Source organism: Methylocystis parvus OBBP (assembly GCF_027571405.1).
GTDB lineage: Bacteria > Pseudomonadota > Alphaproteobacteria > Rhizobiales > Beijerinckiaceae > Methylocystis > Methylocystis parva.
The window spans coordinates 1,480,484-1,495,244 of the sequence record NZ_CP092968.1; the positions used below are offsets into that span (position 1 = coordinate 1,480,484).

The following is a 14,761-nucleotide window of genomic DNA, read 5'->3' on the forward strand; positions in this document are numbered from 1 at the left end:
GTGCGCCATCGCAAATTCTTCCCGCTGAGCCCAATCTAAGGGAAAATCGGATTGTCTCAAATCGGTAGAGGAGCGCGTAAATGTCGGCAAGCCACAAAGAGGCGGATGCGCTCGACTTTCTCACGAGACGAATCCTATTCTGGTCCGGCGGCCCGCGCGCCGCTCGAACGTTTTACGGTGGCATCATGCGGCGCATCGCCTTTTCACTTCTGGCCGCCGCTGCGGCCTATTTCGTTTCCATTTTCCCGTCCAAAGCGAAGGATGCGGTCAAGGACCAGATCGTCGAGGTCAAGCCCAGGGCCGTGGCGGTCGCCGCTGCGCCGAAGGAAGTTTCTCTCGACCGGGACGGCGCCAGCCTGCTGACCATTCCGGCGACCGGCCGCTATTCGGTCCGCGCCAAGACTCCGACGGGCGCGCGCATCGAACTTGTCGACATGATCGCCGGGCCGCTCGACTCCTCGGGCGCCCCCGGCCTGCGAGACGGGCGCATTGACGCTCTCCTGGACAAGGGCGTCTACAAGCTGCGCATCGGCGCAGTTAAGGATGCGAAGGGCAAGGCGAGCGTGAGCGTCGACCCCTTTACGGAGATCGAAGCCGCGCGCCCGACGCTCGCGCCGGGCGTCGCCGCGAGCGGCGAGTTGGGCGACCTCCAGCAGCGCTCCTACGCGCTGGAGGCGACGAACGACAATCCCGTCTTCATCGAAGCCGTCGGCCGGGCGCTGCAGGATTTGCGCGTCTGGGCGGCGGACGGCGCGCTGGCGGACCTCTCTTTCGAACGCACGACGATCGAGACCAGGCCCGGCCGCGCGATGAACCGGCTGCGGCTGGAAGGCAAGCTGCCCGCGGGGCGCTACGTCGTCACGGCCTATGGCGGCGAGAAGCTCGTCTGGTCGGACGGCGCGAGCGCGCAACCCTTCATGCTGCGTCTTGCGGAGCCCGCGCTCCTCGCGGCGGGCGTGGCGGAAGGCGTGATCGGCCCCTTCGGCGCGGCGCGCTACGAGGCGCCGGCGAGCTACGACTCCTTCCGGCTCGAATTGCCTCAGCAGGCTCCCGCGCGGCTCGACGTCAAGCGCGGCACTGCGCGCGACGTGGCGTCGATCGGCAAATCCAGCCGCGCGCCCGTCGCGTCGCTGCGCCTCTCTGGCGACGGAGCCGCGACGGCGCGCGTGGAAGTGATGGGCTTTGAAGGCCAGTCTTACACGCTTCGCGCCCTGCGTCAGTCGACTCGCGAGACCTTCGAAGCCTCCGGCCCGCATCTCGTTTCGGTCGACGTGGCTGGGGAAGGAGGCGACGAGGCGCCTCTGACCGCGCTCTTCGCGCGTGTTGAAAAAGACGGCAAGACGCAGGTCCTGGCCTCCGACCTGCCGCGCGTCGGCGCCGGCAAGGCGTGGCGCGGCAAATTCAACCTGCTCGGCCCAGCGTCCCTGCTTTTCGAGGCGACGCGCGACGGGCCTGTCGCCATCGACTCCAAAGGCGTGAAGCTGCGCGTGACCGTCGAGCCCGCGCTCGGCAATCTCGCGCCCCGCGCCGACGGCAAGGACGCGACGCGCTTCGATCTCGTCGCCGGTTATTACCTTGTCACGCTGGAGCCGCTGAACGGCGCCGGCGGGGTCGTGGATGTAACGATCGGCCCGCCCGGCCTCGCGGCGCCCGCCCCGGCGCAAGCGCCCTCTCGCGCATCGCTCTCCTTCGGGCAGCGCACGCTCGAAACCAACGGCTCCTATCTGATCCTCACAAACGCCGCGTCGCAGCTTCTTACCGGCCCACGCGTCGTCGCGCTTCCCGCCGACCTCGCCAAGGCGCCGCTCGCTCTGCATCAGTCGCCCGGCCAGGAATTGACGATCCCGTTGCGCGTTCCGAAGGACGGCAAGATTGTCGCGCGCGACGCGACCGGCGCGGACGTCGCTCTCGTCTTCGTCGAAGAGAAGACGGAGAACGATCAGCGCCTCGTCACCGTAAAGATCGCCGCGCCCGAGAAAGAACGCGCGCTCGGCCTGATCCGTCTGCCGGAGACGCTGGTCGCGACCCCCGAAACTGCGGATGGCAAGGATAACGGCAAGACGCGCGCCACCGCGGGCCGTCCCGCTTTTTTCGACCTGAAGCGCGACGAGACGCGAAGCCTGCCATTCGACGTCGCGCAAGGCGGCCTCTACCGGATCGAGACGCTCGGCCGCATGAAGACGGCGCTGCGCGTCGGCGCCGCCGTTTCTCCGAGGCTTGGCGAGGGCGAAGCCAACGGCCCCGGCAATAATGCGCTCGTCACGACCTATCTGCGCGCCGGGACCTATCGCGCCGGCGTCACGGCGAAAGATTCGGAAGGTCATCTCGGCCTCGCCGTCTCGCCGGCGACGCTGACTCAAACGGCGAAGATCGCCGACAAGGGCGACGCGCGCGCCACCCTCGCGCCGGGCAAGGGAGCCGTCGTGCCGGTGGAGATCACGCGCGCGGGCGATTATCGCATCGAACTTGCGAGCCTCGCCGGCGACTGGCAGGCGCGGCTCGAAGACGCCGAAGGCTGGCCGCTGACCAAGCCGGGTGCCTTCAAGCGCGAGACGCATCGTTTCGAGCCCGGCGCCTATCGCCTCGTCGTGAGCCCCGCCGACGCCGAGGCGCGCATGGTCGCGCGCATCAGGCCGATCGTGGCGAAACCGCCGCTCGAGGGCCACGGGCCGCATCCTTTACCCTTCGAAAAAGCGCAAAAGCTGCAATGGCGCGAGCCGCAGGCCAAGGACTCCCCGCGCGCGCCGGATATCTGGCGATTCACGCTCGCAGGCGACTCCGACGTCGAACTCACGATCGGCGAGGGCATGATCGGCGACATTGTGAAGGGCGCTGGCGAAGCGATCGGCAAGGTCGTCGGCGATCGGCCCTTCAAGGGCAAGCTTGCTGCGGGCGATTATCGCGTGGAGGCGCGGAGCCTCTCGCATGACGACCGTCTCGATTACGAGATTGCGCTCGCGTCCCCGCAGCTGCAGCCGGGCGCACCAAAGCGTATCGATCCGCCTGCGACGCTCGAATTCAATCTCGCCAGAGAAAGCGTGGTCGATCTCTCGACCTTCGGCGACAGAGAAACGATTGGCGCGCTGAAGACGACGTCCGGAGAAGTCGTCGAACGGCTGGAGCCGCGCGCGAATGACTGGAACGTGGCGCTCTCGCGTCGCCTGCCCGCCGGCGCCTATCGTCTGGAGCTGGAGGAGCTCGGCGCGACCCGCAATCCGCCCACGGCGCAGGAAGAAGAAAACGCGTCGGCGGAACAGGAAACAAACGAGGAGACCGCCAGCGAAGACGGGGCTGCTTCGGACAAGGCGGCGGCGGACGCCGATGAGGATGAAAGCGGCGTCGAAACGCGTCTCGCCCTTCTCGCCGAAAAGGACGGCGCGCCGCTTGCGCTCGACGGCGAAACGACAGTCGCAGGCGCTGATGCGCAACGCTTCGCTCTTCCCGCAGCGCCTGCCGGCTCGCTCGCCATGGTGACTGCGCGCTCAGTGGCCGAAGTCGCCATTTCGATCGAACGCCGCGAGGGCGACCGCTGGCGTGTCGTCGGCGCGGAGCGCGGTCTTGCGCCTGTCGCTGCATGGCCTGCGGATGAGAAAAGCGAATGGCGCGCGACGGTCTGGTCGGTCGATGGCGGCGGCGAGCCTGTCACCATCGGCGCCCGCGCGCTCGAACAGCGCGCGCGCCGTCCCGGCGACGTCTCTTTCGACGCTGTCGACGCCAAATCGCAGCTCTGCGTCGCGAAGGTCGAAACGCCCGACGCCGCTCTGGTCGAATTGACGAGCGCGGACGCGATCCTTGCCGGCTCCGCGCCCGGCCGCCTGCTGCGCCCCGCGCGCACCGGCGCGCTCGCGCCGCAGGCTCAGGCGCTCTGGCTGCTCACGCGCGACTGCAAGGCGAAGGCGCATGTCGCCGCCTTCGAATGGCTGGGCCAGGAGGTCGCCCTCGACATTGGCGAAGGCGAACGCGCTTTTCTTCCGCCGCTCGGCGCGCCGCGCGGCAAGACGCGGCTGTGGCTTGCGCGTTCGACATTCGCGCAACCGGCGATCGACGCCGGCAAGGGCATGGGCGTCGCGCAGGGCGCGGCGCTGGCGCTCGCCAGCGACGCCGCGCCGCAATTGTGGAACGCCGACGGCTCCGCCGCGATGCGCGCGACGCTTTCCGCGATCGACGTCGAGACGCGTCCCGCGGTCGGCGGCGGCGCGCTTTACGCGGGTCTTGTTCTGCCGATGAGCGCCCTGCCGATCGATCTCGAAAAGTCGGGCGCGCCGCTTGCGCTCGATCTCGCCGGCGGCCTCGCCGCCTTTACCGACAAGCAAGGCGTCTTCGGCGACGGCGCCGCCGTCTCGCGCGTCCTCAACGGCGCAAGCGATCGCGTGCTTCTCGTCAATATGACGGAAACGCCCCTCCCCGCCCGCATTGCGCGGACGACGGATGCGCCGCTCGCCTTGACGACGAAGACCGCGCTCAAGCGCTTCTTCGGCGTCGCCGGTCAGATCGCCTTGCCCATCGACGCGCAGAAGGACGATCGCCTGATCGTCTTCGGCGCCGACGCGACCGTCGTCTCGCAGAGCGGACGCATTCAACGCGGCCGCGACCTGACGCTCGACGGCCCCGGCGACGTGACGCTCGACTACAAGCCCGGCCTCGTCGCGGCCTGGATCGAACGCGGCGGGGCCGCGCCCTGGCCGCAGTCGGCCGCGCGCGCGGCGACAGCGCCACAACGCGTCGCGCTCGAAGGCGCGGCCATGCGTTTCGCCGTCAAACGCGACGCGCCGGTCATGTTGACGGCGTCGAGCGGCGCGCCCGCTCTCGTCTCGTTCACGCAAAACGGCAAGCGCGAAACCTTCGCCTATCCGGCCGGCGTCGAATTCCGCCATTACATGGCGGCCGGCGACGCCACGCTCGACATCTATGCGCCGCATGACGGCGCGCTTTCGGGCGCGCTCGACATCGCCGCGCAGAAAGTGATCGAGGCCCATGAAGGCGTGAACGACGCCATCGCCGTCGCGCCCGGCGCCAGCGCGCTCTTCTCCTTCGAGACGAAGCGCAACGGCGACATCGGCGTCGGCGTGCGCGCCGAGCCCGACCGCGTGAGCGCGCGCCTGTTGGACGCCTCCGGAAAAACGCTTGGAGAAGGCCTCGGCCAGGTGATGAAACTCGCGCCCGGCCGCTACTTCCTCGAAGCGCGCGTCCCGGCTGACGCGACCGCGACGACCATACGCGCGGCGATCGTCGGCGTGTCGCCGCCGCCCGCGAGCCCGCCCGAGGAGGTCGTCGCCGACCTCCTCGACAAGGCCGGCATGAAAAAGAGCAAGTGATTAGCCATGAAAGTCGCAGCGATGAACAAATCTCTTTTCCTCTGCCTCTGCGCCGCGCTCTCTTTCGCGCAGCCGGCGCGCGCCGAAGCGCCGCCCGTCTTTGATCGGGCGCAACGCGCGGACGGCGCGCGCATCGCGCCGGATCGCTTCCTTCGCGCCTATGATCCGCTCACCATTTTCTTTCCCGGCGATACGGGCCCGAAGAATGGCGGCCCGGAGGACAACGCCGCGAAATACGCCGCGATCGCGCCGCAACCTGCCGGCGAATGGCGGTGGATCGGCGCGCGCGCGCTGCAGTTCCGTCCCGCGGAGGCGTGGAAGCCCTTGTCGCGCGTCACGGTGAAAAGCGGCGGCGCCGAGCGGAGGCTTGTCGCGCTTCTGCCGACGCCAAGTTCAACGAATCCCGCGGACGGCGCGGACCCGACGCCGGAGCTCACGCAGATCGCGCTCACCTTCGCGCAGCCTGTCGATCTGGCCGCGCTGTCACGGCTGGCGACGGTCGAGCTGCGCCCCGCGCCCGGCTTGTCCCCGCAGGGCGGACAGACGCTGAGCGCCTCCGCTTACGATATTCGCGCGCTGGAAGGAAAAGACTCGGACGGCGCGCAAACCTATGTGCTGCGTCTGCGCGACAGCATCGCCGACGGCCGCGTCGCCATTCTGCGTCTCAAGCTTTCCGACGAGCCGGGGCTGGACGACGAGACATATGAATTGCGCGTGCGCACCGCCCTGCCTTTCGCGGTGACGGAGGCGACCTGCGGACGCGGTTGGAGCGACGACAATCTGGGCGGCGTGCTGCGCTGCGCGGCGAATGGCGACGCGCCGGCGCCCGAGAGCGACAGCGAAGAAGGCGAGGAGGCCGCCTCGACCTATGTTCCAACCGCGAAGCGCCGCCTGACGTTCACGCTGAACGCGGAGCCGGAAGCGCTCGACATTCTGCATGCGCGCGAGGCGCTGCGCATCACGCCGCCGGTCGACGATCTCGCCGTCGAAACGGATTCCAGCCATCTCAAGATCAGCGGCAAATTTCTCTCGGACAAAGTCTACGAGCTTTCCATCGCGCCGGGCGCCCTCAAGGACAAGCGCGGACGCGCCTTCGCCTCCGCCTTCACGCAGCGCTTCGCTTTCACGCGCGACGACCCCGCCCTGCAATGGGACGCCGGCTATGGCGTCGTCGAGCGCTTCGGCGCGCAACTCCTGCCGATGCGCGGACGCGGCTATGACCGCGCCGACATCCGCATCCACGCCATCGATCCGCTCGCGCGCGATTTCTGGCCCTTTCCGGAGAAGGGCGTCGAGACCGCGGACGACGACGCGCCGCCCTTGCCGGGCAATGAGCCCAAACGCTGGAGCGAGAGCGGCAATATCGAAGCCGACGCCATCAAGGAGCGCATCAAGACGCTCGGCTCGCCCGCCGTCTCGCGCCTCGTCGATCTTCCAATCAAGCGCAATGGCGCGGACGCGAAATTCGGCGTCGATCTGAAGGAAGACTTCGCGCGCATCACCGGCCGCGAGCAGCCAGGAACTTATCTCGTCGGCCTGCGCGCTGTGGACGAGGGCAAGCGCAAATGGCTGCGCGCGCAGATCACGGACCTCTCGCTCTCCGCCATCGAGGAGCCGACGCGCGTGCGCTTCGCCGTCACCTCGCTCGCCTCGGCGCAGCCTGTCGCCGGCGCGCAGATCCGCGTCGAAGGCGTGAAGGACGATAAATTCGTCGCGCTCGCCACAGGCACGACCGACGCCAACGGCTTCTTCTCCTGGACGCCGTCGAAACGAGGCGACGGCGAATTGCGCCGCGTCGTCGTGAGCAAGGGACTCGACACGCTCGTGATCGACCCTGACAGCGCGCCTTCGGAATATTCGAAAGAGCTTTGGTCGAAGCCCGAAGCGCAGTGGCTTTCGTGGGTGACGGAAAGCGACTCGCCGCGCGCCGAGAAGCCGCGCACGCTCTGCCATGTCTTCTCCGAGCGGCCGATCTACCGGCCGGAGGAGCCCGCCCATATCAAAGGCTATGTGCGCACCTATGAGGGCGGCGCGCTCAAGCTGAGAAAGACCGGCGGCGCGCTCGTCGTCACCGGCCCGAACAATCAGGAATGGCGCATCCCGGTTAAGCTCGACGCGGCGGGCGGCTTCTATCACAAATTCGACGCGCAGACGCCGGCGACCGGCGACTATCAAGTGAAGTTCGAACCGGATACGCCAAAGAAGAACGTCAAAAAAGACGAGAATGACGAAGGAGCGGATGGCGAAAGCGCCGAGGCGACTGCGCCGGACGCCTCCTGCGGCCAGTTTTCCTTCAAGAAGGAAGCCTATCGTCTGCCGACTTTCGAAGTCACGCTCAACGCGCCGCAGACGGTCGCGCTCGACGGAACCTTCGACGTCGATCTCCTTGCGCGATATTTCGCCGGCGGCCTCGCGGCGGATCGTCCGATCAAATGGCGCGCGGCGCAATTCCCGCATGTCTTCACGCCGCCCAATCGCGAGGGTTTCCTCTTCTCCACCGACGCGCGCTTCTCCGGCGACGGCAAGTTCAAATCGACCGCCATCCTTGAGCGCGACGCACGCACCGACGCAGGCGGCGCCGCCCGCATGACCTTCGACACGACGATCGAACCCACCGCCCAGCCTCGCCGCTACTCCATCGAGGCGACGGTGACGGGCGATGACGGGATCGAGGTGCGCAATGTGCAGAACGTCATCGCGCTGCCGCCTTTCGTGCTCGGCGTGAAGACGCCGCGTTACGTCGAAAAGCCCGGCGCCGTGACGCCGGAGCTCATCGCCGTCGACGGCAAAAGCGAGACGATCGCAGGCGTCGAGATGACGCTGCGGCTCATCAAGCGCAACTGGATCTCGACCTTGCAGGCGAGCGATTTCGCGCAAGGCGCGGCGAAATATGTCACGCAGGTGCAGGACGAGACCATATTCGAACGCAAGGTGACGAGCGCGAAGGAGGCGCAGAAGATCGAGCTGACGACAAAAGACGCGGGCGTCTATCTCGTGCAGCTCGAAGCCTATGACAAATTGAAGCGCCGTCAGCAGGTGAGCGTCGATTTCTTCGTCGGCGGCGACACGCCTGTCACTTTCGCCCGGCCGCCGGCGGCCTCCGCGACCGTGTCGGCCGACAAGGAGAAATATGCGCCCGGCGAAACCGCGACGCTCGTCATCCAGTCCCCCTTCCAGAACGCCCGCGCGCTCGCCATCGTCGAGCAGCCGAACGGCGTCTATGACTACAGCTTCGTCGACATCGCCAATGGCTTCGGCCGCTTCGCGCTGCCGGTGAAGAAGGAGCAGACGCCGAAACTCGCCGTTCACTTCCTCGTGATGCGCGGGCGCCTGAAGGACAGCGCGCCGCAGCCTTCCGCCAATTTCGATCAGGGCAAGCCTGTCACCATCGCCGCCACCAAATGGATCGAGGTGACGCCGATGAAGAACATCGTGAATGTGAAGCTCGACGCGCCCGGCAAGGCGCGGCCCGGCCAGCAGGTCGAGGTGACATTGAGGCTCACTGACGATACGGGCAAGCCCGTCGCGGGCGAAGCGACTTTCTGGATGGTCGATCAGGCCGTGCTCTCGCTCGCCAAGGAGCGTCCGCTCGATCCCCTGCCCGATTTCATCGTGGCGCGCGAAACGAAGATGGCGGCGCGCGACACGCGCAACATGGCTTTCGGCGTCATCCCGCTCGAAGAGATCGCGGGCGGAGACGGCGATCTGCAGGAATGGGGCGCCGAAAACAATATTTCCGTGCGCAAAAATTTCACGCCCGTGCCGATCTATCTGCCGAACGTGAAAGTCGGCGACGACGGCGTCGCGAAGATCAAGGTCGCGCTGCCCGATACGCTCACTGTCTTCAAACTGCGCGCCAAAGCCGTAAGCGGGCCGGATCGCTTCGGCGCGGCGGGGAGCGAAATGCTCATCCGCCAGGAGCTCGTCGCGCAGCCCGCTCTGCCGCGATTCATCCGCCCCGGCGACGCTTTCGACATCGGCCTCGTGGCGCGGGTCGTCGAAGGTCCCGGCGGCGCCGGCAAGGCGGCGATCGCCGCGCCCGCGTTGAAACTCGCAGGCGACGCCAGCAATAAAATCGACTGGGCGCAGAACAAGCCTGTCCGCGTCGATCTGCGCGCTGAAGCGCCCGCATCGCTCGAAGACGGCGTGAAGCTCAATTTCCGCATTGATCGCGACGCGGACCGCGCCAGGGACGCGGTTGAGATCGACTTGCCCGTCAAGCCCGATCGCGAGCCGACGAAAAAGTATGAGGTCGTTGAAATCGCGCCGGGCGAAACCAGGACGCTCGCCGCGACGGGCGAAGCTTCGCGGCCGAAGACCTTCTCGCGCAATATCGTCGTCGCGGCCGATCCGGCGCTCGTCAAGCTCGTCGCCGGCCTCAACATGCTCGTCGATTACCCTTATGGCTGCACCGAACAACGCCTCGCCCTCGCCCGCGCGAGCCTCTCGCTGAAAGGCTTTTCGCCCATTCTCTCGGCGGCGGGCCTGCAGGATCGCGTCTCGTCGAGCGTGACGAGCGCCGCGATGCAGATCGAGCAGTCGGTCGACAGCGACGGGCTCGTGGCCTTCTGGCCGCGCGCGCGCGGCAATGTCTCGCTCACCGCCTGGGCCTACGCCTTTCTGGCGCGCGCCGAACGCGCGGGCGAGCCCGTCGACAAGACGCTGATGGAGCGCCTCGCCAACATTCTGAAACTGTCGCTGCGCTCCGACTATTCGCGCCTGCTCACGGGCGAGGAAATGCGCGAGCGCGTGGCCGCTCTCGCCGCGCTCGCGGAAGGCGGCAAGCTCGATGAATCCTATGTCGCCGAGCTGTCGCGCCGCGCGGATTTCCTGCCCAATGAGAGCGTCGCGGAAATGACGGCGGCGGCTTCGCGCATGCCGAATGTCGACCAGCGCATTCTCGCCTCCCTCATGGAGACCATGTGGGGCCGCGTGAAGTTCGCGAGCCGCAACGGCGCGCAGGTCTATGCGGGGCAGATCGCGGAAAGCGCGTCCGATCTCGTCCTGCCGTCCGAGACGCGCAGCCTCGCCGAGATGCTGCGCGCCGCGGCGCTCGCCGCGCCCTCCGATCCGCGCGCGCCCGTTTTGCGCGACGCGTTGCTGCGGCTCGGCGAGGGCGACGGCTGGGGCACGACCAACGCCAACGCCAGCGCGATCGAAGCGCTCGCCGAAGGCTGGCGCCGTCCCGTGACGCCGATCAGCGTCGCCTTCGCGCAAGGCGGCGCGCCGTCAAATGTCACGATCGACGCGAATAATCCCGTGGCGCGGCATGTGACCGACAAGGATGCGCCGCTGACGATCGCCAATGCGTCGAACGCGCCGCTCGTCGCGCTCGTCGAGACAAGCTATATGCCGGTCGAGACGGGCGCGAAGGCGAAGGCGGAGAGCGAGGGCTTCGCCATCACGCGGCAAAGCTGGCGCGTGAAGAGCGCACAGGCGCCGCAAAAGCTCGATCCATCAGATGGCGTGCTTCGGATCGATCAGGGCGAGGTCATCGAGGAGACGGCCGAAGTCGTGAATCCCGAAGACCGCACTTATGTCGCGATCTCGCTGCCGCTCGCGGCGGGCTACGAGCCGCTCAACCCCAACATCGCCACGGCGCCTGCCGAAGCGCAACCGTCGAGCGCGCCAACGCTTGCGCCGACATGGGTTTCCTATGGCGACGACCGTGTGCTCTATGCCTACGACTCGCTGCCGAAGGGCAATTACCGCTTCGCCTTCCGTTTGAAGGCGCAAACGGCCGGATCATATACGCAGCCGCCAGCGCTCGCCGAGACGATGTACAAGAAAGGCGTCCGGGGCCAGAGCGCGGGCGCGCGCGTGGAGATCGCAAAACAGCCATGAGCAGGCTCGCGCTTCTCGCCGCGCTCGCCGTCGCCCTGACGGCTCTGCGCGGCGGGACCATGATCATGCAGGAGGCCGAAGGCGGCGCCGCGTTCGTCGCGCCGCAAGCGACTCAAATCGTCTATGACCGCAACGGCGCCTTTCTCTCGCAGATCGGCCGCGCGATCCGGGACGCGAAAGGCGAGAAGCGCGTCGAATACGGCTTCTGGCCGCTCGAGCGCATACCCGGACGCGTCGCGGCGGCGACGCTCATTCTCGAAGACCGGCGCTTCTATTCGCATCCCGGCATTGACGCGCGCGCCGTTTTGCGCGCGCTCTGGGACAATTTCTCGCATCGCCGCCGTGTGGAGGGCGCCTCCACCATCGCCATGCAGGTCGCACGCATGCAATCGCCGGCGCCGCGCACCTACGCCAACAAATTTTGGGAGGCGGCGACCGGCCTCGCCATTGTCGCGCGCAACGGCCAGGAGGCGACGCTCTCGCATTATCTGCGGCTCGCGCCCTACGGGCTCGGCAGTCACGGGATCGCGCATGCGGCGCGCTTTTATTTTGACAAGCCTGTCGACGATCTCTCCTGGGCGCAGGTCGCGCTGCTCGCCGCCATCCCGCAATCGCCGGGCCGCATGAACCTCACGCATGAGAGCGGCTTGCGGCTTGCAAAAGAGCGGGCGCTCTACGCGATCGCGCAGCTCGAAAAGGAAGGCGCGCTCGACGCGACGCAGGCCGAACTGGCGCGGCGCGAGCTTTCGGCCATGAGGCCTTTCGAGGGCAAACGCAGGCCGGACACGCTCCATCTCGCTCTGCGTTACGAGCGGCTTGCGCATGAGGGCCGGCTGCATCCTGCGTCGATTTACGATCAACGCATTCACGCGACCATCGACCTCGCCGTCGAGCGCGAGGCGGCGCAACTCGCGCGGCGTTACCTCTCCATCTTCCGTAACGCCGGCGCGCGTCAGGTCGCGGTCATGGTCGCGGCGCGTGGAACGAACGCTATCATCGCGGATGTCGGCTCGGCGGATTACAATGATCCGCGCGCGGGCGCCTTCGATTTCACGCGCGTCTCGCGCTCGCCGGGCTCGACGCTCAAGCCCTTCATCTATGCGCTCGCGCTGGAGCGCGGCGCCTTGAGGCCGACGGACCTCCTCGACGACATTCCCGAAGGCGCGTCGGGCGTCGCCAATGCGGACGGACTGTATCTTGGACCGATGACGCCCCGACAGGCGCTCGCCAATTCGCGAAACGTGCCGGCGACCAATCTGCTGCGACGGGTGGGGCTGGAGGCGAATTTCAGTTTCCTGCACGAGCTCGGCCTGCACGATCTCGACGCGGCGCCTGAAAGCTTCGGCGTCTCCATGGCGATCGGCGCCTTGCCGACGCGGCTCGAAAAGCTGATGCGCGCCTATGCGGCGCTCGCGGATGACGGCCTCATGCATGATCTCTCATTTGCGCGCGACGAAACGCATGAGGCGCCGCGCCGCGTGATGTCGCTCGATACGGCGCGCCTGATCACGTCCTTTCTTGCGGATCCGCAGGCCCGCCTGCCCTCCTTCCCGCGTTACGGACCGCTCGAATATCCTTTCGCGGTCGCGGTGAAGACCGGCACGTCGCAAAATTACCGCGACGCCTGGACCGTCGCCTACTCGCACAAATTCATCGTCGGCGTCTGGCTCGGGCGCGGCGACGCCAACGCGATGCGCGGCCTCGCCGGCGCCAATTCCGCCGCGCGGCTTGCGCATGCGCTGATGGTGAAGCTGCATGGGGCGAAGCCCGGCGAGATCGCGCTGGAGTCCTTCGCGCCGCCGCCGGATCGCGTCGCCATCGATCTCTGCCGCGCGGATGCGGGCCCAAATTGCGCACAAACCCTGCGCGAATGGGTGAAACCCGGCGAGATTGCGCCGCCTGCGCCGGCGTCGGTTTCCGCGCAGATCGAAGACGCGTCGGTCGCTGGCCCGCTCGTCATCGCCACGCCCGAGCACAATATGCATGTCTGGCGCAATCCCGAACAGCCGCAGCATCTCAACAAGCTCGCCTTGAAGCTCGTCAATGGCGGGAAGGACGCGCAGATCGTGTGGGTGGTCGACGGCGCGCCTTTCACCGTCGCTCAGGGCGACGAAACCGTGTTCTGGCCGATGACGCCCGGCGCGCATCGCATACAGGCGCGGCTGGCGCTGGCGCCGGTGAGGTCGCGGCCGGTCAGGGTCGTCGTGGAATGACTCCCGTCATTGCGAGCGCAGCGAAGCAATCCAGAGTCTCATCCCTGTCTGGATTGCTTCGCTGCGCTCGCAATGACGAGGGGAGTCAGCGCGTGAAATAAGACTCCAGGATCTTCAGATACACCGCCGCCAGCGCGTCGATGTCGGCGACGCGCGCATTTTCGTCCACGGCGTGGATCGTTTCGTTCGTCAGCCCAAATTCGACGACGGGACAATGGCGCGTGATGAAGCGCGCATCCGACGTGCCGCCGCTCGTCGAAAGCTCCGGCGTCAGCCCGGTCACTTCCGTCACGGCGTTGGCGACGAGCGCGGTGAAGTCCCCCGGCTGCGTCAAGAAAGAAACAGCGTTGCTCGGCGGAAACTCCAGCTCCACTTTCGCATCGCCCGCCGCCTCCCTCACAATCTCGCCGATCCGCTCGCGCAGCGTCTCGAGCGTCCAGGCGTCGTTGAAGCGCACGTTGAACTGCGCGCGCGCTTCGGCGGGGATGACGTTCACGGCCGGATTGCCGACGTCGATCGACGAGACTTCGAGATTGGTGCGATCGAAATGCGCCGTGCCGCGATCGAACTCATAGGATGAAAGCGCCGCCGCGATGCGCGCGATCACGGGCACGGGATTCGCCGCGCGGTGCGGATAGGCGACGTGGCCCTGTTTGCCGAGGACGCGGATCCTGCCGTTGAGCGAGCCGCGCCGCCCAATCTTGATCGTGTCGCCGAGCGCGTCGACATTGGTCGGTTCCCCGACGATGCCGTGATCGAATGTCACGCCTTGCGCGCGCGCCCAGTCGAGCATCTTCACCGTGCCGTTGATCGAAGGGCCTTCCTCGTCGCCGGTGATCAGGAAAGAGAGCGTCCCCTTGGGCGCGCCGTGGCGCCCGATATAAGCCGCCGCCGCCGCCATGAAGGCGCCGATGGCGCCCTTCATGTCGCTCGCGCCGCGGCCGTAGAGAACGCCGTCCGCAATCGCCGCCTCGAAAGGATCGCATCGCCAGCGCGCAACGTCCCCCGTCGGCACGACGTCCGTATGGCCCGCGAAAACAAGATGCGGCGCGCCGGTTCCGATCGTGGCGAAGAGATTGTCCACATCGGGCGTGCCGGGCTCGGTGAAAAGCAGCCGGTGCGTCGTAAAGCCCACGGCCTTCAGCGTTCGCTCGACGACATCAAGCGCGCCGGCGTCGGCGGGCGTGACGGACGGGCAGCGGATGAGGTCGCGCGTGAGGGTTACGGCGGAAGAGAACGACATGGTTAAAGCGCCTTCGGCAGACTGGCCTGTGACTTCATTGGCGGAGGTAAGGAGAAGTTTCGGATGATCGCTGCGCCGCCGTCATTGCGAGCGGAGCGAAGCCATCCAGAGCCGCATCATGGCCCTGGATTGCTTCGGAGCTAACG

General features: G+C 67.2%; 4 protein-coding genes. 3 read left to right on the top strand and 1 reads right to left on the bottom strand.

Features of this window, described 5'->3' with window-relative positions:
- The first annotated feature begins 80 nt into the window (after positions 1 to 80).
- From MMG94_RS07320 to MMG94_RS07330, 3 genes are read left to right on the top strand one after another with little or no spacing between them, the layout of a single operon-like run.
- Positions 81 to 5,315, top strand: coding sequence for a hypothetical protein (locus tag MMG94_RS07320; RefSeq protein WP_016921884.1), 5,235 nt, complete (start codon positions 81 to 83; stop codon positions 5,313 to 5,315).
- A 21-nt stretch (positions 5,316 to 5,336) separates the two neighbouring features.
- Positions 5,337 to 11,159, top strand: a complete 5,823-nt coding sequence (locus MMG94_RS07325; protein WP_016921883.1) for an alpha-2-macroglobulin family protein — start codon at positions 5,337 to 5,339, stop codon at positions 11,157 to 11,159.
- Positions 11,156 to 13,372: a transglycosylase domain-containing protein gene (locus MMG94_RS07330; protein ID WP_016921882.1), complete on the top strand. Its 2,217-nt coding sequence runs from the start codon at positions 11,156 to 11,158 to the stop codon at positions 13,370 to 13,372. The genes MMG94_RS07325 and MMG94_RS07330 overlap by 4 nt, the downstream gene beginning before the upstream one ends.
- A gap of 85 nt (positions 13,373 to 13,457) precedes the next feature.
- On the opposite strand, the gene dapE is transcribed toward MMG94_RS07330, so the two are convergent.
- A complete protein-coding gene (gene dapE / locus MMG94_RS07335; protein WP_016921881.1) occupies positions 13,458 to 14,615 on the bottom strand; it encodes a succinyl-diaminopimelate desuccinylase in 1,158 nt (385 codons plus the stop codon).
- Positions 14,616 to 14,761 lie beyond the last annotated feature (146 nt).